Annotated in this window: 18 protein-coding genes; 13 read left to right on the top strand and 5 right to left on the bottom strand. The window is 69.7% G+C overall.

The genetic code is table 11. The features are described from left to right. The first annotated feature begins 3 nt into the window (after window positions 1-3). The 3 genes from ACZ5J1_RS05190 to ACZ5J1_RS05180 are packed head-to-tail and all read left to right on the top strand — an operon-like array spanning window position 4 to window position 2895. Window positions 4-702 (top strand): LppX_LprAFG lipoprotein, encoded by a 699-nt coding sequence (locus ACZ5J1_RS05190; protein WP_464563162.1) that lies wholly within the window; start codon window positions 4-6, stop codon window positions 700-702. Further along, window positions 699-2390, top strand: coding sequence for an MFS transporter (locus tag ACZ5J1_RS05185; protein ID WP_464563160.1), 1692 nt, complete (start codon window positions 699-701; stop codon window positions 2388-2390). The genes ACZ5J1_RS05190 and ACZ5J1_RS05185 overlap by 4 nt, the downstream gene beginning before the upstream one ends. Window positions 2391-2400: 10 nt before the next feature. Continuing rightward, the gene (locus tag ACZ5J1_RS05180) at window positions 2401-2895 is read left to right on the top strand and encodes a beta-class carbonic anhydrase (protein WP_464563158.1); all 495 of its coding nucleotides are present in this window, start codon (window positions 2401-2403) and stop codon (window positions 2893-2895) included. 1 nt (window position 2896) lies between these two features. On the opposite strand, the gene ACZ5J1_RS05175 is transcribed toward ACZ5J1_RS05180, so the two are convergent. Both ACZ5J1_RS05175 and ACZ5J1_RS05170 read right to left on the bottom strand, forming a co-directional pair. Then, complete coding sequence (locus ACZ5J1_RS05175) at window positions 2897-3274, bottom strand: hypothetical protein (protein ID WP_464563156.1); 378 nt, start codon at window positions 3272-3274, stop codon at window positions 2897-2899. Window positions 3275-3293: 19 nt separating this feature from the next. Further along, complete coding sequence (locus ACZ5J1_RS05170) at window positions 3294-5363, bottom strand: DNA gyrase/topoisomerase IV subunit B (protein WP_464563154.1); 2070 nt, start codon at window positions 5361-5363, stop codon at window positions 3294-3296. 280 nt (window positions 5364-5643) lie between these two features. On the opposite strand from ACZ5J1_RS05170, the gene ACZ5J1_RS05165 reads away from it, so the two are divergent. From ACZ5J1_RS05165 to ACZ5J1_RS05155, 3 genes are all read left to right on the top strand, one after another. Beyond that, window positions 5644-5868 (top strand): DUF7455 domain-containing protein, encoded by a 225-nt coding sequence (locus ACZ5J1_RS05165; protein ID WP_464563152.1) that lies wholly within the window; start codon window positions 5644-5646, stop codon window positions 5866-5868. An 82-nt stretch (window positions 5869-5950) separates the two neighbouring features. Then, window positions 5951-6784: an EamA family transporter gene (locus tag ACZ5J1_RS05160; RefSeq protein WP_464563150.1), complete on the top strand. Its 834-nt coding sequence runs from the start codon at window positions 5951-5953 to the stop codon at window positions 6782-6784. A gap of 22 nt (window positions 6785-6806) precedes the next feature. Beyond that, complete coding sequence (locus ACZ5J1_RS05155; protein ID WP_464563148.1) at window positions 6807-7121, top strand: hypothetical protein; 315 nt, start codon at window positions 6807-6809, stop codon at window positions 7119-7121. Between the two features lie 71 nt (window positions 7122-7192). Here ACZ5J1_RS05155 and ACZ5J1_RS05150 read toward each other — a convergent pair whose 3' ends face one another. From ACZ5J1_RS05150 to ACZ5J1_RS05140, 3 genes are all read right to left on the bottom strand, one after another. After that, window positions 7193-8674 carry an RNA polymerase sigma factor gene (locus ACZ5J1_RS05150; RefSeq protein WP_464563146.1) on the bottom strand — a complete coding sequence of 494 codons (1482 nt, stop codon included), beginning with the start codon at window positions 8672-8674 and terminating at the stop codon, window positions 7193-7195. Between the two features lie 119 nt (window positions 8675-8793). Next, window positions 8794-9357, bottom strand: coding sequence for an HhH-GPD-type base excision DNA repair protein (locus ACZ5J1_RS05145; protein ID WP_464563144.1), 564 nt, complete (start codon window positions 9355-9357; stop codon window positions 8794-8796). Window positions 9358-9390: 33 nt separating this feature from the next. Next, on the bottom strand, window positions 9391-10554 hold the full coding sequence (locus ACZ5J1_RS05140) for an ROK family protein (protein WP_464563142.1): 1164 nt from the start codon (window positions 10552-10554) through the stop codon (window positions 9391-9393). A gap of 95 nt (window positions 10555-10649) precedes the next feature. Between ACZ5J1_RS05140 and ACZ5J1_RS05135 the strand changes: the two genes are divergently transcribed. From ACZ5J1_RS05135 to ACZ5J1_RS05105, 7 genes are all read left to right on the top strand, one after another. Next, on the top strand, window positions 10650-12149 hold the full coding sequence (locus ACZ5J1_RS05135; protein WP_464563140.1) for a sugar ABC transporter ATP-binding protein: 1500 nt from the start codon (window positions 10650-10652) through the stop codon (window positions 12147-12149). After that, window positions 12146-13153, top strand: a complete 1008-nt coding sequence (locus tag ACZ5J1_RS05130; protein WP_464563138.1) for an ABC transporter permease — start codon at window positions 12146-12148, stop codon at window positions 13151-13153. The genes ACZ5J1_RS05135 and ACZ5J1_RS05130 overlap by 4 nt, the downstream gene beginning before the upstream one ends. Continuing rightward, window positions 13150-14295 (top strand): ABC transporter permease, encoded by a 1146-nt coding sequence (locus ACZ5J1_RS05125; protein WP_464563136.1) that lies wholly within the window; start codon window positions 13150-13152, stop codon window positions 14293-14295. The genes ACZ5J1_RS05130 and ACZ5J1_RS05125 overlap by 4 nt, the downstream gene beginning before the upstream one ends. Beyond that, window positions 14288-15487 carry a substrate-binding domain-containing protein gene (locus ACZ5J1_RS05120; protein WP_464563134.1) on the top strand — a complete coding sequence of 400 codons (1200 nt, stop codon included), beginning with the start codon at window positions 14288-14290 and terminating at the stop codon, window positions 15485-15487. Before ACZ5J1_RS05125 ends, ACZ5J1_RS05120 begins: the two co-directional genes overlap by 8 nt. Before the next feature lie 103 nt (window positions 15488-15590). After that, window positions 15591-16457 (top strand): sugar phosphate isomerase/epimerase family protein, encoded by an 867-nt coding sequence (locus ACZ5J1_RS05115; RefSeq protein WP_464563132.1) that lies wholly within the window; start codon window positions 15591-15593, stop codon window positions 16455-16457. Further along, window positions 16447-17637 (top strand): Gfo/Idh/MocA family protein, encoded by a 1191-nt coding sequence (locus tag ACZ5J1_RS05110; protein WP_464563130.1) that lies wholly within the window; start codon window positions 16447-16449, stop codon window positions 17635-17637. Before ACZ5J1_RS05115 ends, ACZ5J1_RS05110 begins: the two co-directional genes overlap by 11 nt. Before the next feature lies 1 nt (window position 17638). Beyond that, window positions 17639-18658, top strand: coding sequence for a sugar phosphate isomerase/epimerase family protein (locus ACZ5J1_RS05105; protein ID WP_464563128.1), 1020 nt, complete (start codon window positions 17639-17641; stop codon window positions 18656-18658). Window positions 18659-18667: the final 9 nt, after the last annotated feature.

Below are 18667 nucleotides of genomic sequence, written 5' to 3'. Positions count from 1 at the left end.
CGCATGCGCACCTCCACCGCCGCCGGAATCGTCGCGGCCTCCGTCCTGCTGCTCACCGCCTGCGGAGGCGGTTCGGAGGGCTCGACCGCGACGGCTGACCCCGCCGAGGCGATGGCCGCCGCGAAGGCGACGCTGGACGAGACCAGCGGACTCACCTTCAAGCTCAGCTCGTCGGGGGTGCCCAGCTCGGTGAACGCCCTGATCGCGGGCGACGGGACGCTCACCCACGCGCCCGCCTTCGAGGGTGCGGTGACGGTCCAGGTCGCCAGCCTGACGCCGCAGGTCCCGCTGATCTCCGTGGACGGCAAGGTGTGGGCCCAGCTGCCCCTCACCACCGGCTGGCAGACCATCGATCCCGCCGAGTACGGCGCCCCCGACCCGGCAGCCCTGATGGCCACCTCCGGCGGGATGAGCGACTGGCTGACCGCGACGACCGAGCTCAAGCAGGGCGAGACCGTGCGCGGCGGCGCGGGCAACAAGGAGATCCTCACCTCCTACACCGGCGTGCTGCCGGCCGCCTCGGCGCAGGTGCTGATCCCGACCGTGGCGACCGACCTCGACGTCACCTACACGGTCACCTCGAAGGACGAGCTGCGCGAGGTCGTGCTGACGGGTGACGTGTACGGCACCGGCGACAGCGAGACCTACACCGTGAACCTCGACGACTACGGGACGACCAAGGACATCAAGGCCCCCGCATGACGGGTCGGCGTCACGGCGGGCTGTTGCTGCTGGCCGGCCTCGCCGTCTGCTTCACCGCGGCCGACACCTACGTGGTCGTGCTCGCGCTGCCCGACATCATGCACGGCGTCGGGCTCTCCGCCCAGGACCTGCAGAAGGGCGCCCCGATCATCTCGGGGTTCCTCCTCGGGTACGTCGCGATGCTCCCGCTGATCGGTCGGATCGCCGACCAGCGTGGCCGCCAGCCGGTGCTCGTCGCCGGGCTGGTCCTGTTCGCCCTCGGCTCCTTCCTCACCACGCTGTCGGTCGACCTCACCTCGATCGTGATCGGCCGCTTCGTCCAGGGCGTCGGCGCCGGCGCGTTGGTCCCGGCGACGCTCGCGCTGGTGGCCGACCTGTACCCGCTGGAACGGCGGGCGGTTCCGCTCGGCCTCGTCTCGGCCGCGCAGGAGCTCGGCGCCGTCCTCGGACCGCTGCTCGGGGCGGCGGTGCTGGCGGTCGCCGACTGGCGGGCGATCTTCGTGCTCAACCTGGTCGTCGGGGCCGGGTTGGCCCTGGCGATCCGACGTCAGAGCCCGGATCCGCTGCGCTGGCCCAGCCCGGTCGGCGTGGTGCTGCTCCTGGTCACCGCCGTCGCCGCCAGCCTGCTGGTGCTCAAGCCCGCTGCGCTGGTGCGCGACCTCACCTGGGGCCAGCTCTACGTCCCCGTGGTCGGGCTGAACGACTGGATGACGCCGCTGGGGTTGACCGTCCTGGTCGGCACCGCGCTGGTGATCGGGCAGTGCCTGGCCGGGCGTCGTCCGCTGGTCGACCTGCGGCGCTGGTGGGGCGATGCCCGGGCGGCCGACCTGCCCGGCGCCGTACTCCTCGCGATCGCGCTGGGTGGCGTGGTGCTCGCCTTCGCGAGCACCGACCCGCAGATCTCCCTCCTGACCCCGCTCGGCGGCTGGTACCTCGCGATCGCCGGCGTCGCCGGCGTCGCCTTCGGTGTCCACCTGCGGCGCACGCCGAACCCGCTCATCCCGCCGGCGGCCCTACGCGCCCGGCCCGCCTGGGGCGGGGTCCTGGTCAGTCTCTTCGTCGGCGCCGCCCTGGTCGTGGCGCTGGTCGACATCCCCCTGGTCGCCCGCACCACGGTCTACCCGGACTCGCAGCTCTCGGCGGCGCTGGTGCTGGTCAGGTTCCTGATCGCGCTGCCCGTCGGTGCCGTCGTCGGCGGCTGGCTGGTGCACCGCTGGGCGCCGTCGATCGTGGCCTCGCTCGGCCTGCTCCTCGCCGCCGTCGGTTTCGCCTGGATGGCGACCTGGGACATGAACTCGCTCTCCTCCCCCGTGGCGACGCTGCCGCTGCTGATCGGCGGGTTCGGCTTCGGCCTCGCGCTGGCCCCGATCAACCATGCGGTGCTGGGCGCGACGCCGGCCGACGTGCACGGCCTCGCCAGCGCTGCCACCGTGGTGGCCCGGATGGTCGGCATGCTGGTCGGGATCTCGGTGCTGACCGCGATCGGACTGCGTCGGTACTACGCCGAGCAGTCCGACCTCCCGCCCGTGCAGGAGGTCTGCGACGGACGATCGCGCTGCGCGGCCTTCACCGACCTGCTGCAGAACGCGGCGATCGCCCAGGAGCATACCGTCTTCGTCGGAGCAGCGATCACCGCCGTGATCGGCGCGGTCCTGGCCGCCGTCCTGCTGGGTCGGCGCACCCGCTAGGGTCCGAGGCATGCCGAACTTCGACGACCTCCTCGCCGCCAACGCGGACTTCGCCGCCGACTTCGCCTACTCCGGGTTCGATGGGATCGCCAAGGCCGGAGTCGCGATCGTCACGTGCATGGACAGCCGGATCGACCCGCTGCGGATGCTCGGCCTCCAGGCCGGCGACGCGAAGATCTTCCGCAACCCCGGCGGCCGCGTCACCCCCCAGGCCCTCGAGGCGCTGGTGATGGGCGTGCACCTGCTCAACGTCAACCGGATCCTGGTCGTGCCCCACACCCGCTGTGCCGTGGCCTCCAACTCCGAGGAGACCATCCGGGAGCGGGTCGAGGCCTCGGCCGGCGTGGATGCGTCGTGGCAGCCGTTCAACGTGGTCACCGACCAGGCGAAGGCCCTGCGCGAGGACGTCCACAAGGTCTCCAGCCACCCGCTGATCGGTGAGCGCGCTCTCGTCGGCGGATTCATCTACGACGTCGACAGCGGTCTGCTGAACCCGATCGTCTGAGTCAGCGACCCAGCAGGTCCTTCATCGCGGCGTCCAGGTGGGCGCCGTCCAGGTCCGCAGCGCGGAGCGCGTCGACCGTGCCGAGCCCCCGAAGCTGGTCGAGCAGCGCCTCCGTGGCGACGGTGACGTCGACCCGGACCGGAACGTCGAGCAGCAGCGGGCAGTCGCACGCGCCGCCCTCCGGGTCAGGTCCGGTGCCCGGCACCCAGGCGCCGACCTCGAAGGCCAGTGCTGCGTCGGGTCGGGGCGAGTCCGAACGCAGGTCGATCCACCAGGTGACCTCCTCGCCGTCGAGGCGCCAGTGCCCCTTCCGCATCGGCACCTTGTGCGTCCGGAACGCGCGGGCGACGGCAGCGCGCCGTGCCTTCTGATCCTTCATCGCCTGCCCTCGTCGTCGCTCAGAAGTCGAGCTCGGCGTCCGAGAGGTGGTTGGCGCCCGCGGTGATGAACTCCTTGCGCGGAGCCACCTCGGTGCCCATCAGGAGCTCGAAGACCCGCCCGGCGGACTCGGCGTCGTCGACCGTGAGCCGGCGCAGCGTCCGGTGCCGCGGATCCATCGTCGTCTCCGCGAGCTGGTCGGCGTCCATCTCACCGAGACCCTTGTAGCGCTGCGGCGTGCCCTTGACGTTCACGTTGCGCTTCTTGAGCTCGGCGAGCCGGCGCTGCAGCTCGTCGTCGGAGTAGGTGTAGATGTACTTCTCCATCCCCTTCTTGGGGTTGGACAGCTCGATCCGGTGCAGCGGCGGGACGGCGGTGTAGACCCGACCGGCACGCACCAGCTCGGGCATGTACTTCATGAACAGCGTGGCCAGCAGGGTGCGGATGTGGGCGCCGTCGGCATCGGCGTCGGCCATGAAGATGATCTTCCCGTAGCGGGCCGCGTCGAGGTCGAACGTGCGCCCCGACCCGGCGCCGACGACCTGGATGATCGAGGAGCACTCGTTGTTCTTCAGCATGTCCGCCACGCTGGCGCGCTGGACGTTGAGGATCTTGCCGCGGATCGGGAGCAGGGCCTGGAACTCGCTGTTCCGGGCCAGCTTGGCCGTGCCGAGCGCCGAGTCACCCTCCACGATGAACAGCTCGGTGCGCTCGTTGTCGTTCGCGCGGCAGTCGGCCAGCTTGGCGGGCAGCGCCGAGGACTCCAAGGCGTTCTTCCGCCGCTGGGTCTCCTTGTGCTGGCGGGCCGCGATCCGGGTCTTGGCGGCGCCGAGCACCTTCTCCATGACCAGCTTGGCCTGGGCCTTCTCCTTGGCCTTCGTCGAGGTGAGGAACGCCTTCAGCTCGGCGGCGACGACCTTGCGCACGACGGAGCGGGCCGCGGGCGTGCCGAGGATCTCCTTGGTCTGACCCTCGAACTGCGGCTCGGCCAGACGCACGGTGACCACGGCGGTGAGCCCCTCGAGGACGTCGTCCTTGGTCACGTCGGTGTCGTTGACCTTGAGCACCTTGGCCCCACGCATCGCGTCGTTGAAGGTCTTGGTGAGCGCGGTCTCGAAGCCGCTCACGTGGGTGCCGCCCTTGGGGGTCGCGATCACGTTGACGAACGAGCGCAGCTCGGTGTCGTACCCGTCGACCCAGCGCAGGGCGACGTCGACGCCGAGCTCGCGGACGACGTCCTGCGGAGTCATGTGGCCCTGGGCGTCGAGCATCGGCACGGTTTCGGTGAACGTGTCGGCGCCCTGCAGTCGGAGCACCTCCGTCACCGGCTGGCCGATGGAGAGGAAGTCGACGAACTCGGCGATGCCCCCGGCGTGGAGGAACTTCTCCTCGACCGGGAGGTCGCCGCGCAGGTCACGCAGGACGAGCTCGAGGCCGGGGACGATGAACGACGTCTGCCGCGCTCGGCCGACCAGCTCGTCCCAGACGAAGCCGGCGTCCTTCGTGAAGATCTGACGGTCGGGCCAGAACCGGACCAGGGTGCCGGACTTGCCCTTGGCCACCCGCGAGCCCTTGCGGCTCAGTCCGCCGCCGGGGGCGAAGGACGAGTCGGGAGCCGCCGTACCGAGATCGTCGAAGACGCCCGGGACGCCGCGCTGGAAGCTGATCCCCTGCCGGGCGGGTGAGCGGTCGACGTCGATGTCCATCCGACTCGACAGCGCGTTGACCACCGAGAGACCGACGCCGTGCAGACCACCGGTGGCGGCGTACGACGACCCGCCGAACTTGCCGCCGGCGTGCAGCTTGGTCGCGACCACCTCGACGCCGGTGAGCCCGGTCTTCGGCTCCTTGTCGGTCGGGATGCCACGACCGTTGTCGTAGACCTCGACGGAACCGTCCGCGTGCAGGGTCACCTCGACCCGGCTGGCGAAGCCCGCCAGGGCCTCGTCGACACCGTTGTCGATGATCTCCCAGACGCAGTGCATCAGACCGCGGGTGTCGGTCGATCCGATGTACATGCCGGGGCGCTTGCGCACCGCCTCGAGACCCTCGAGGACCAGCAGGTGCGCGGCGTTGTAGGTGTCGCTCATGATCGTCCCAATCTACCTGCGACACGCCGGGACGGCTGTGCCGCCACGCCTCGTCCGGCGGGGCTAGGTTGGGCGTACTTCCCGGGAACCGTGCAGGACCAGGTGTCAGCGCTGACACTGCCGAAGAATCATCGAAGTTCGCGAAGTTCATCGACCGGAATGCCGATGTAACCATCGCCAGTCCATGATTGGATGACGTGACAGGTACCACGTTTCGGAGGGAATCTTGGGTCCCCCTACTACGTTGCATCTGTCACCGAGACAGAAATGAGGCCCGACAATGAGTGCAGCGACTACTGCCCCCTTCTCGCCCGCGCTGACCGCTGCCGACCGCTGCGACCGCTGCGGAGCCCAGGCCTACCTCCGCGTTGAACTGCAGTCCGGCGGAGAGCTCCTGTTCTGCGCCCACCACGCTCGCGAGCACGGTGACAAGATCAAGGAGCTCGCGGCGAACGTCGTCGACGAGACGCACAAGCTCACCGAGAAGCGCCCGATCACCGACTGATCCGGCACCAGTCCCTGTCGCGAAGCCCCCGGTGATCCGGGGGCTTCGCGCGTTTCTGCCCCTCCTCACCACGAAGTGATCCGTGACCGTCACCTTCGCTCTGCTGTCCGCCTTCCTCTACGGCACCTCCGACTTCATCGGCGGGTTCCTCACCGCTCGGTGCTCGGTCTGGAAGGTCGCCTTCGCGACCCAGGTGGGTGGCAGTGTCGCGATGGCGGCGCTCGCACTCCTCACCAGCGGTGACCCGACCGCGACCGACCTGGCCTGGGGCGTCCTCGCCGGGCTGGGCACCGCGGTCGGCGTGGTGACCCTCTACCTCGGGCTCGCCGTGGGCCGGATGGGAGTGGTCGCTCCGCTGTCGGGCCTGACCGGCGCCGTCGTCCCGGCCGCCGTCGGTGTGCTCACCGGGGATCGCCCCACGGAGCTCGCCTGGCTCGGTCTGCTGGCGGCCCTGCCCGCGGTGATGATGGTCGCCGCCACCCCTCGCACGGCTGCGGAGTCAGGACGGGGCTCGGGCGCCCTGTACGGGCTCGTCGCGGGCGTCGGCTTCGGGATCGGCTTCGCCGCCATCGCCCAGGTCTCCCCCGACGCCGGGAACTGGCCGATCTCGCTCGAGATGATCGTCGGAGCAGCCGCCACCGCCCTGGCCGCGCAGGTGGTGCACGAGGCGTGGTGGCCCCGACGGGTCGAGGAGTGGTGGTCCGCGCCGAGCGGGGTGCTCGGTGCCGCCGCCCTGGTCCTCTTCGTCGCCGCGACCACGCACGGCATGCTCGCCGTCGCCGCCGTGATCGCCTCGCTCTACCCGGCCGCCACGGTCGCGTGGGCCGTGATCCTGCTGCACGAGAGGATCCACCGCACCCAGGCGATCGGCCTGGGCTTGTGCGCCGCGGCCGTCATCCTCGTCGCCGTCGGCTAGCGAGCGGGCTAGTCTGCGGTCCGTGCACCGCAGACCACGCAGCCGCCAGGAGACGGTCCGGCTGCTCGTCACGGTCCCCGTCGTGTACGCCCTCCTCGTGTGGCTGGACATGGCGCTGCTCGGGAAGAGCCTCGTGCAGGCCATCGTCTTCGTCACCTTCATGTTCCTGTGGGGCCTGTACTTCCCTCAGGTCCAGGACGCGTTGCTGAAGCGGCTCGATCTCGGCACCTCTGAGACCTTGGATCCGCCGGGAACGCCGGTCGGCGCTCCGCGCCAGGTGCAACCGCTGTCCGACGTGATCTCGGCCGTGGTCCGGCGGGATCCACCCCCCGCCTAGGCGCCGGCGGCACGAAATGGAAGAACCCCCGATCCGCCTGCGCGGAGTCGGGGGTTCCTTGAGCTCGTGACTCAGTCCAGGTAGTCCCGGAGGACCTGCGAGCGCGACGGGTGTCGCAGCTTCGACATCGTCTTGGACTCGATCTGGCGGATCCGCTCACGCGTCACGCCGTAGACCTTGCCGATCTCGTCGAGGGTCTTGGGCTGACCGTCGGTCAGACCGAAACGCATCGACACGACGCCGGCCTCACGCTCGGAGAGCGTGTCGAGGACCGCGTGCAGCTGCTCCTGGAGCAGGGTGAACGAGACCGCGTCGGCCGGGACGATCGCCTCGGAGTCCTCGATCAGGTCGCCGAACTCGGAGTCGCCGTCCTCACCGAGCGGGGTGTGCAGCGAGATCGGCTCGCGGCCGTACTTCTGGACCTCGATGACCTTCTCCGGGGTCATGTCGAGCTCCTTGGCCAGCTCCTCCGGAGTGGGCTCGCGGCCCAGGTCCTGAAGCATCTGGCGCTGCACACGAGCGAGCTTGTTGATCACTTCGACCATGTGCACCGGGATACGGATGGTGCGGGCCTGGTCGGCCATCGCGCGGGTGATCGCCTGGCGGATCCACCAGGTCGCGTACGTCGAGAACTTGTAGCCCTTGGTGTAGTCGAACTTCTCGACCGCGCGGATCAGACCGAGGTTGCCCTCCTGGATCAGGTCCAGGAACAGCATGCCGCGGCCGGTGTAGCGCTTGGCGAGGGAGACGACGAGTCGCAGGTTGGCCTCGAGGAGGTGGTTCTTGGCACGGCGGCCGTCCTCGGCGATCCACTCCAGCTCTTCCTCGAGCTTGGCGGTGATCTTGCCGCCCTTGCCGAGCTTCTCCTCCGCGAAGAGGCCGGCCTCGATCCGCTTGGCGAGCTCGACCTCCATCTCGGCGTTGAGCAGCGCGACCTTGCCGATCTGCTTGAGGTAGTCCTTGACCGGGTCGGCGGTCGCACCGGCGACCATGACCTGCTGCTCGGGCTCGTCGGTGTCGTCGGAGTTGGAGACCACGAAGGACTCGGACTCCTTCTCGACCTCCTTGATCTCCTCGGAGTCCTTCTCCTGCTCGAACTGCGCGTCGGAGAGGTCGGGCAGGATCTTCTTGCCGTCGGCGTCGACCTTGACCTCGGCGACCTCGATCTCGACCGCGAGGTCGACGACGGCCGCCTCGACGACGGTGGTCGAGGCGGCAGCCTTCTTGGCGGGGGCGGCCTTCTTGGCGGGCGCGGCCTTCTTCGCCGGAGCCGCCGCCTTCTTGGCAGGGCTGGTCGTCGTCTTCTTGGCCGGCGAACCGGCCGCGGCGACGCGGCCGGTGACCACGCCGAGGTCGACGGAGATGCCGAGCTCGCTGAGGTGACCCATCAGGCCCTTCAGGTGGCGCGGCTCGACGGCCGCTGCCTCACTGGCCTGGCGCACCTCCTCCGGTGTGACACGACCAGTCGGCTGAGCGCGGTCGATGAGTGACACGACGGCCGGGTGGGAGAGCACCTCGGCGGGGAGCTTGCGTGCGTTCGAGGACACGAACACCTCTCGTGAAACTGAGTTCGGGGCGCGGCGAGGCCCGCTAATGTCAAGAACCGCGTCGTCCATTGTGCCACGGCCCTCCTGAGCTTCGAGCATCCCCCGCACTCAAGGCGCGTCACGTCTCACTCGGTCGCCGCGGCGCGCTTCTTCTCCTTCTTGAAATCGCGCACCTTCTGCAGGGACTCGGCGTCGACGACGTCAGCCACGGAGCGGTAGCCCTCGAGCGCGTAGTCCCCCACCACGGTCTCCCACCCCTCCGGGCGGACACCGACCTGCTTGGCCAGCAGCGTCACGAAGATCTGCGCCTTCTGCTTGCCGAACCCGGGCAGCGCCATCACCCGCTTGAGCAGGTCCGGCCCATCGGCGGCCTCGGTCCACAGCCGGGTCACGTCACCGTCGTACGTCGTCGCGACGACCTTGGCCAGCTCCTGGAGCCGGGCCGCCATCGAGCCGCCGTACCGGTGGATCGCCGGCGGGGTGCGGCACAGCTCGGAGAACGACTCCGGGTCGGCGGCGGCGATCGCGGCCGGGTCGAGGGTGCCGAAGCGCTCGAGCACCTTGGCCGGCCCACGGAAGGCGTGCTCCATCGGGTACTGCTGATCGAGCATCATGCCCACCAGGAGGGCGAACGGGTCCTCCGAGAGCACCTGGTCGGCGGCGGGGTCCTGGGCGATCACGTAAGCCATAGGGCCATCCTGCCGCAGACCTCGGGGCCGGGATCAGCCGAGCGCCAACGCGTCGCTGGCACGGTCGATCGACTCCGGGGCCAGGACGTGACCGATCGCCAGCGCAGCGGCACCGAGGACCCCGGCCCGCTCACCGGCCTGGGACGTGACGATCCGGAGATGCTCGGTCGCGAGCGGGAGCGAACGCTGGTAGACCACCTCGCGGATTCCGGCGAGGAGGCTCTCGCCGGCACCTGCCAGTGCGCCGCCGATCACGATCACCGAGGGGTTGATCACGTTGACCAGGGTGGCGACGACATCACCGAGATCGCGCCCGGCCTGGCGCACCACCTGGGCGGCGACGACGTCGCCGCACCGCACCAGGTCGACGACATCCTGGCCGTTCTCGGCCTCGATGCCCGCCTCCTGCAGGGCCCGGGCCAGAGCGGGACCCGCGGCGATCGCCTCCAGGCAGCCCTCGTTCCCGCACCGGCAGCGGACGTCCGCAGCCCGAACCACTCGGACATGGCCGAGATCACCGGCGGTCCCCTGGGCGCCGCGCTGCAGCTCACCTCCGGAGATGAGCCCTGCTCCGATGCCCGTCGAGACCTTGATGAAGACCAGGTCCTGGACGTCCGACAGGTGCGCGTGCCGCTCGCCGAGCGCCATGATGTTCACGTCGTTGTCGATGAGGACCGGCACCGGAAAGGCGCGCTGCACGTGCGCCGGCACATCGAAGTGGTCCCATCCCGGCATGATCGGCGGGTTGATCGCGCGGCCGGTCGAGTGCTCGACCGGCCCGGGCAGGCCGATTCCGATCGCCGCCAGCTCGACCACGTCCCGTCCGGCCTGGCGAAGGAGATCGTCGATCACCCGCTCCACCCAGCCGAGGACGAACTCCGGCCCGGACGCCACGTCCAGGTCGGCACGGCGCTCGACGAGGATCGTCCCGGCGAGGTCCGCCAGGCAGGCGGTCGCGTGCGAGGCCCCGACGTCGATGCCCGCGACGACCCACGCCTTGGCGTTCATCGCGAGCAGGGAGGGCGGGCGACCACCCGTCGAGACACCACCGCCGTACGGTGCGACCAGGCCGAGGCGGAGGAGCAGGTCGATCCGGGCTGCGATCGTCGAGCGAGCGAGTCCTGACGCCTCCGCGAGCTGCGCCCGGGTACGCGGAGTCCCGTCCCGCAGAAGCTCGAACACGTCGCTGGTCCGCATGGTCGAAAAGTGAACCACCTGGAGTTCCGTGCGTCCAGCAACGAACTTCTGCCGACCTATCGACAAAAGAATGTGACGGGTGTCACAGTGACTAGGTGCCCCACCCGCAACCTCTCCTCCGCGTCCGCGGACTGAGCAAGAGCTTCATCGGCCACCGCGTGCTCGACGACGTGAGCCTCGACCTGCACCCGGGCCAGGTCCTGGGCCTGGTCGGCGAGAACGGTGCGGGCAAGTCGACGCTCATGAAGATCCTCGCCGGCGTCCACCAGGCCGACGCGGGCACCGTGGAGCTCGGCGCGGACCAGGTCTCGTTCAGCCACCCGGTCCAGGCCCAGCAGGCCGGACTCTCCACGGTCTTCCAGGAGTTCAACCTGCTCCCCGAACGGACCATCGCCGAGAACGTCTACCTCGGCCGCGAGCCCCGGCGTCGCGGGTTCGTGGACACCGGCCAGATGCAGCGCGACACCGATGCCCTGCTCGCGGAGCTCGGGGTCACCGGCCTCCGAGCCGGCCAACGGGTGCGCGCGTTGAGCGTCGCCGAGCAGCAGATCGTCGAGATCGCCAAGGCCGTGAGCTACGACTCGCGCATCATCCAGATGGACGAACCGACCGCTGCGCTGGCCGAGCACGAGGTCGACCTGCTCTACACGATCATCCGCCGGCTGACCGCGCGCGGCGTGGGGATCCTCTACGTCTCGCACCGCCTCAAGGAGATCTTCGACCTCTGCGACACCATCACGGTGCTCAAGGACGGCACCCAGGTGACGACCCGACCCGCCGCTGAGCTCGACGATGCCGAGCTGGTCCGGCTGATGGTCGGCCGCTCCATCTCCTCCTTCTTCCCCGACAAGGTCGCCGGCACCGAGGTCGGAGAACCGCGGCTCGAGCTCCGCGGGGCCGGCAACGGCTACGTCGACGGGATCGACCTCACGCTACGAGCAGGCGAGATCGTGGGCGTCTCCGGACTTCAGGGTTCCGGTCGGACCGAGCTGCTCGAGGCGGTCTTCGGTGCGAACGGATTCAGTCGGGGCGAGATGGTGCTCGACGGGAAGCCACTGCGCACGCGTTCACCACGGGAGGCGATCCGGTCCGGCATCGCGATGATCACCGAGGACCGCAAGGCCACGGGCCTGGCACTGAACCAGTCGATCCTCGACAACGCCCTCGGCGTCGTCAGCAGCGTCTTCCCGAGGCGGACAGGGCCTGCCCGCCGCGCGGTTCCCGGACTGCTCTCCTCCCTCGAGGTCTCCGCCCGAGCGCTGGACCAGGAGGTCCAGTTCCTCTCCGGCGGAAACCAGCAGAAGGTGGTCCTCGGCCGGTGGCTGGCCGCTGACCCGCGGGTGGTGCTGATGGACGAGCCCACCCGGGGCATCGACGTCGGCGCGAAGCACTCCATCTACGAGCTGATGCGCACGCTGGCCGCCCAGGGCGTGGCGGTGCTGATGGTCTCCAGCGAACTGCCTGAGGTGATCGGCATGTCCGACCGGATCCTGGTCATGCGTGACGGTCGCCTGGCCGGGGAGCTTCCCGCCGGAAGCTCGGAGGAGACCGTCCTCCAGCTCGCTACCGGAGTCGCTCCGCGGGAGGTGGCATGAAGCGCCGCCCGCTCACGTCGACCGGGATCGTCTACCTGGTCCTGCTCGCGGCGATCGTGATCGGCGCGGTCCTCGTGACCCTCCACGATCGGACCTTCTTCAGCACCGGCAACATCCAGGCGATCCTCACGTTCACCAGCGTGCTCGGCTTCATCGCGATCGGGCAGACCCTGGTGATCCTGGTCGGCAGCCTGGACCTCTCGGTCTCCTTCGTGGCCAGCCTGAGCAGCGTGGTCGCCGGCGGGATCATGGCCGGGCAGTCCGGCAACATCGCGCAGGCAGTCGTCGTCACGGTGCTGATCGCGGCCGGGATCGGGTTGGCCAACGGCCTGATCGTCAGCCTGCTCAAGGTGCACGGCTTCGTCGCCACGCTCGGCACCGGCCTGATCATCAGCGGCTACCTGGCGACCAACTACCAGGGCAGCTACGGCTCTGCCCCGCGGGCGTTCCGGGCCATCGGCTCCAACGAGATCGGTCCGATCCCGGTGTCCACGATGATCATGCTCGGCTGTGCCGCGTTGGCGATCGTGCTGCTGCGTCGCACTCGGGTCGGACACCACCTCTACGCCGTGGGCGGCAACCGTGAGGTCGCCCGACTCTCCGGGATCCGTACGTCGGTTCCGGTGGTCGTCGCGCACGTGCTCTGCTCGGTCCTGGCTGCCCTGGCCGGCCTCCTGCTGCTCGCCCGGCTCAGCGTGGGCAGCCCGACGATCGGCTCCCAAGGTGGCTACGACCTGATGTCGATCGCCGCGGTGGTGCTCGGCGGCACCCTGCTCTCGGGCGGGAAGGGCACCATCGTCGGCACCCTCGGCGGAGTCGCGATCTTCGCCGTGATGGACCAGGTGATGAGCGTCATCGAGGTGGAGTCGTTCCTGCAGGACGTCGTCCGCGGCCTCGTCATCGTGCTCGCCGTCGCGGTCTACGCCCGTCGCGAAGTGGTCCGCAGACCCGCACCGTTCGAACGCCCGACCGGCCTCGACGCCGCGCTGGAGGGGGCCCGATGACCGACCTGACCCTGAGCGACGTGGGCCCCGGCCGAGCGCGCACGGCGATCCCCCTGCACGAGCGGGCGCTCCCGCGGCGGGTCCTCGCGGCGCTGATCACACCCGGCGGCGCGATCTACCTGCTCGCGCTCGCCCTGCTGATCGCCACCATCGTGGCCAACCCGAACTTCGGGGACCCCGGCGTGCTGATGCGCTTCATCGGTCGGACCGCACCGATCGCGATCGCCGCCATCGGCCAGTACTACGTCATCGTCTCCGGCGAGTTCGACCTCTCGATGGCCGCCGTCATCGCGATGCAGGTCGTGCTGGCCGGCAACTTCATCGGCGAGGACACCAGCCGGATCGTCCCCGGCATCGTGCTGATGCTGCTCCTCGGCGCCGCGATCGGGGTGATGAACGGGCTGGCCACCACCGTGCTGAAGGTGCCGAGCTTCATCGTCACGCTGGGCATGATGCTGGCCCTGTCCGGCATCGTCGACTACGCCACCGGCGGTGCGGCCAAGGGGAACCCGGCTGACGAGTTCCGTGAGATCGGTCGTGGCGCGATCGACAACGTCCCCGTCGTCGAACTCATCCCCTACCCGCTGCTGATCCTGCTGGCGATCGCGACGGCCGCAGCCTGGCTGATGCGCCGACCGTTCGGGCGCAACCTGATCGCTGCCGGCGACAACCCCGAGGCGACCCATCTCGCTGGAAGCTCGCTCGTCTGGCTCAAGACCCGGGCGTTCGTGCTCTCGTCCTTGTCGGCGACCGTCGCCGGGATCCTGCTGGTCGGCTACGCCGGGGTGCACCCCTCGGTCGGCGAAGGCTACGAGTTCACCGCGATCACCGCGGTGGTCCTCGGCGGTGTCGTCCTCGGTGGAGGTCGGGGCTGGGTCCTGTCGGCCGCAGCCGGCGCCTTCACCCTCGAGCTGCTCTTCGTCTTCCTCACCGTTCAAGGCGTCGAGTCCACCTGGAGGCCAGCGGTCCAGGGCGTGATCATCATCCTCGCCGTCGCCGTCTCGAGCCGTGCCTGGGCCGTCGGCAGGCGCCCGTCACGCCGGGGACGCAATCGCGCCGGTCGCGGTTCCGACGACCCCCACGAACCCACCACACCCCCAACCGCCCACCCGGGCACGACAACAGGAGAAGCTGATGCGTAGAACCAGGCTCATCGCCGGGCTCGGGGCCGCCGTACTGGTGGCCACCATGACGGCGTGCGGATCCGACGGATCCGACGGTGACAGTGCGGAACCCACCGACAACGAACCGACCAGCGAGTTCTTCAACCAGGCCGACATGGACGAGCAGGACGCCCAGCGCACGGCGACGTTCGAGGGCGACCCCGAGACCCCCTGGCTGCAGTACATCGCCGGCGACATGACCGACACGGCGAAGTTCAAGACCCAGGAGTCCCAGAAGGCCTGCTTCGCCAACGCCTCGATCAGCAACCCCTGGCGACAGACCGGTTGGATCACCATGAACCAGCAGCTCAAGGTCCTCCAGCAGAGCAAGGTCATCTCGCAGATGGAGACCCGCGACGCCAAGGACGACGACAACAAGCAGATCGCCGACATCGACTACTTCATCGCCGATGGCGACTGCGACGTCTTCATCATCTCGCCCAACTCCACGGCCGCGATGACCCCGGCGGTCGAACGTGCCTGTGCGACCGGCAAGCCGGTGATCGTCTTCGACCGCGGCGTCCAGACCGAGTGCCCGACCACCTTCATCCACCCGATCGGCGGCTACGCCTGGGGCATCGACACTGCCGAGTTCCTCGTCGACAAGCTCGACAAGGGCGACAAGGTCGTCGCTCTCCGGATCCTGCCCGGCGTCGACGTGCTGGAGACCCGGTGGGCCGCGGCGGAGAAGATCTTCAAGGAGAACGGCATCGAGGCGGTGGACTACTTCACCGGTGCCGACCCGACCAAGATCAAGTCGATCATCACCGACGAGCTCACCAAGGGTGACGTCCAGGGCGTCTGGATGGATGCGGGCGACGGAGCGGTCGCCGCGATCGAGGCCTTCGAGGACCAGGGCGTCGACCTCCCGGTGATGACAGGTGAGGACGAGATGTCCTTCCTCCGCAAGTGGGAGGAGACCAAGCTGACCGGCCTGGCCCCGGTGTACTCGAACTTCCAGTGGCGGACGCCGCTCCTGGCGATCGAGAAGATCGTCAAGGGTGAGGCCATCCCGAAGGAATGGGTGCTCCCGCAGGTCCCGATCACCGAGGAGGAACGCGGTGACTACCTCGAGGCCAACGAGGGCATGCCCAACGGCCACTACGCCAAGTTCGGCGGCGAGGACCTGCCCGGCTACCCGACCGTGTGGCAGGAGCGGCAGATCCCCTGACCGATCGCTGAACCAGGACCGGTGAACGTCCGGTCGGGCACATCGACTCCCGTGCCCGACCGGGCCACCCGCCGCGCTCTCACCACTGCAGGAAGGCAGGCTCGTGCGCGCCATCGGGATCAACACGTGGGTCTGGACCTCGCCGCTGACCGCGGCCAACGCCCCAGATCTGTTCGCAACCATCGCCGACCTCGGCTACGACGGCGTCGAGCTGCCGCTGGAGAACCCCGGCGACCTCGACCCGGAGAGGACGGCGGCACAGCTCGCCGGGCTCGGGCTGAGCGCATGGGTGGTCGGAGCGATGGCGCCCGGTCGCGACCTCGTCGCCGCCGATCCGGGCACGGTCGCCTCCACCCAGGCCTACCTCCGGTCCTGCATCGACCTCGCCCGAGCCGTCGGCGCCACGACAGTCTGCGGCCCCTTCTACGCCCAGACCGGCCGGGTCTGGCGGATGGACGCCGAGGAACGCCGCGCCGCGTACGCCGAGTGGCGCGAGAACCTGTCCCCCGTCGCGGCCTACGCCGGGGAACACGGGATCACGATCGGCATCGAACCCCTCAACCGCTACGAGACCTCGCTGATCAACACGGTGGACCAGTGCCTCACCGGCCTCGGCTCGCTCCTCGAGGACGGCGTCGGCCTGGCCCTGGACACCTACCACCTCAACATCGAGGAGCGCAGCAGCGCGGACGCGATCCGGGCTGCCGGCCCACACCTGGTCCACCTCCAGGTCTGCGGCAACGACCGCGGCGCACCGGGGGGCGACCAGACCGACTGGAACGAGGTCGTCCAGGCACTCGACGAGATCGGGTACGACGGCGCGCTCACCATCGAGAGCTTCACCCCTGACAACGCTTCGATCGCCGTGGCGGCCTCGATCTGGCGGCCGCTCGCCGACTCCCCCCTCGACCTGGCCCGAGACGGCCTGGCCTTCCTGCGCTCGCTGGACGGAGAATCCCATGACGACTGAGAGCAGCACACCCCCGACGCCCCAGGCGCTCGAACGCCCCCTGGGAGTGGCTGTCATCGGCTACTCGTTCATGGGGAAGGCGCACTCGAACGCCTGGCGCAACGTCAACGCGTTCCGGCCGGACACCCCGTGGGTCAGCCAGCAGGTGCTCGTCGGTCGCGACGACACCGCGGTCAAGGCAGCCGCCGCCCACTACGGCTGGGCCGAGTCCGCGACGGACTGGGCGTCCGTGATCGACCGCGACGACATCGATGTGGTCGACATCTGCACACCGGGCGAGACCCATGCCGAGATCGCCCTCGCCGCGCTCGCCGCAGGCAAGCACGTCCTGGTCGAGAAGCCACTGGCGAACTCGGTCGCCGAGTCCGAGCAGATGGTCGCCGCCGCCGCGGCCGCAGCCGTCGGTGGCACCCGGTCGATGATCGGCTTCAACTACCGCCGTGTTCCTGCCTTGGCCCTCGCCCGCGACCTGATCGCCGAGGGCCGGATCGGCACCGTGCGGCAGGTGCGCGCGGCGTACCTCCAGGACTGGCTCGTCGACGCCGACGCACCGATGACCTGGCGCCTTCGGAAGGAGAGCGCCGGCAGCGGCGTCCTCGGCGACCTCGGATCACACGTGGTCGATCAGCTGCACTTCCTGCTCGGGGAGCCCGTGACCAGCGCGTCCGGGCGTCTGCACACCTTCGTCACCGAGCGCACCGGACCCGACGGCACCGAACCGGTCACGGTCGACGATGCGGCCTGGGCGACGCTGGAGACGGCCTCAGGCGTCCTCGCGAGTGTCGAGGTGAGCCGGATGGCGACGGGCCGGAAGAACCGACTCACCCTGGAGGTGTACGGCGACCGGGGGTCGATCGCCTTCGACCTCGAGCGGCTCAACGAGCTCGACGTGCTGGACGGCGCCACCGCGGAACGCGCCTCCGGGCCGCGCCGGGTCCTGGTCACCGAGCCCGACCATCCCTACCTCGACCAATGGTGGCCACCGGGGCACATCCTGGGGTGGGACACCACCTTCACCTCCCAGGCCGCCGACTTCCTGGCCGCGATCGCCGCCGGAACGGATCCGGCGCCCTCCTTCGCCGACGGACTCGCGGTCCAAGAGGTACTCGCCGCGGTCGAGCGGAGTGCGGCAGGCTCAGGGGCACGCGTCGATGTCGGCGCTCCCGGACGGAAGGACTGACATGGGCAAGCAGTTCACCCTCTTCACCGGCCAATGGGCCGACCTGACCCTCGATGAGGTCGCCGGCCTGGCCGCAGGCTGGGGGTACGACGGGCTCGAGATCGCGGTCTCCGGTGAGCACCTCGACGCCTGGCGGGTCGACGAGCCCGGATACGTCGAGGAGCGCCTGGCGCTGTTGGAACGACACGGGCTGAAGGTGTTCGCGATCAGCAACCACCTCACCGGACAGGCCGTCTGCGACGACCCGATCGACGAGCGGCACCGGGCGATCGTCCGGGAGCGGGTCTGGGGCGACGGCGACGCCGAAGGTGTCCGCGAGCGGGCAGCCGAGGAGATGAAGCTGACCGCCCGACTGGCCCGGAAGCTGGGGGTGGACACCGTGGTCGGGTTCACCGGCTCCTCGATCTGGCAGTACGTGGCCATGTTCCCGCCGGTCCCGGCCGACCGGATCGCTGCCGGCTACGAGGACTTCGCCCGACGATGGAACCCGATCCTCGACGTCTTCGACGAGCACGGTGTCAGGTTCGCCCACGAGGTGCACCCCTCAGAGATCGCCTACGACTACTGGTCGACGGCCCGCACCCTCGAGACGATCGGTCACCGGCCGGCGTTCGGACTCAACTGGGACCCGAGCCACATGATGTGGCAGGGCCTCGATCCGGTCGCCTTCATCACCGACTTCGCCGATCGGATCTACCACGTCGACTGCAAGGACACCCGGATGCGGATGGGCGGCGGCCGCAACGGCATCCTCTCCTCACACCTTCCCTGGGGCGACCCTCATCGCGGCTGGGACTTCGTCTCCACCGGGCGCGGGGACGTGCCCTGGGAGGACTGCTTCCGGGCCCTCGCCGCCATCGGGTACGACGGACCGATCTCCGTCGAGTGGGAGGACGCCGGCATGGACCGCCTGCACGGCGCCCCCGAGGCACTGGACTTCCTCCGCCGCTTCGACTTCGAGCCACCTGCGGCTGCCTTCGACGCCGCATTCGCGAGCGATCGGCCGACCCCGCCCGATTGAGCCCAGTCC

It is taken from the genome of Nocardioides sp. JCM 18999 (assembly GCF_055391175.1).
The sequence above is the reverse complement of the archived record's forward strand: the minus strand, read 5'-3'. Positions and strand labels throughout refer to the sequence as shown.

Coding starts and splice junctions, on each gene's coding strand:
- ACZ5J1_RS05190 (WP_464563162.1), top strand. CDS start 4: ATGCGCACCTCCACCGCCGCCGGAATCGTCGCGGCCTCCGTCCTGCTG.
- ACZ5J1_RS05185 (WP_464563160.1), top strand. CDS start 699: ATGACGGGTCGGCGTCACGGCGGGCTGTTGCTGCTGGCCGGCCTCGCC.
- ACZ5J1_RS05180 (WP_464563158.1), top strand. CDS start 2,401: ATGCCGAACTTCGACGACCTCCTCGCCGCCAACGCGGACTTCGCCGCC.
- ACZ5J1_RS05175 (WP_464563156.1), bottom strand. CDS start 3,274: ATGAAGGATCAGAAGGCACGGCGCGCTGCCGTCGCCCGCGCGTTCCGG.
- ACZ5J1_RS05170 (WP_464563154.1), bottom strand. CDS start 5,363: ATGAGCGACACCTACAACGCCGCGCACCTGCTGGTCCTCGAGGGTCTC.
- ACZ5J1_RS05165 (WP_464563152.1), top strand. CDS start 5,644: ATGAGTGCAGCGACTACTGCCCCCTTCTCGCCCGCGCTGACCGCTGCC.
- ACZ5J1_RS05145 (WP_464563144.1), bottom strand. CDS start 9,357: ATGGCTTACGTGATCGCCCAGGACCCCGCCGCCGACCAGGTGCTCTCG.
- ACZ5J1_RS05140 (WP_464563142.1), bottom strand. CDS start 10,554: ATGCGGACCAGCGACGTGTTCGAGCTTCTGCGGGACGGGACTCCGCGT.
- ACZ5J1_RS05130 (WP_464563138.1), top strand. CDS start 12,146: ATGAAGCGCCGCCCGCTCACGTCGACCGGGATCGTCTACCTGGTCCTG.
- ACZ5J1_RS05125 (WP_464563136.1), top strand. CDS start 13,150: ATGACCGACCTGACCCTGAGCGACGTGGGCCCCGGCCGAGCGCGCACG.
- ACZ5J1_RS05120 (WP_464563134.1), top strand. CDS start 14,288: ATGCGTAGAACCAGGCTCATCGCCGGGCTCGGGGCCGCCGTACTGGTG.
- ACZ5J1_RS05110 (WP_464563130.1), top strand. CDS start 16,447: ATGACGACTGAGAGCAGCACACCCCCGACGCCCCAGGCGCTCGAACGC.
- ACZ5J1_RS05105 (WP_464563128.1), top strand. CDS start 17,639: ATGGGCAAGCAGTTCACCCTCTTCACCGGCCAATGGGCCGACCTGACC.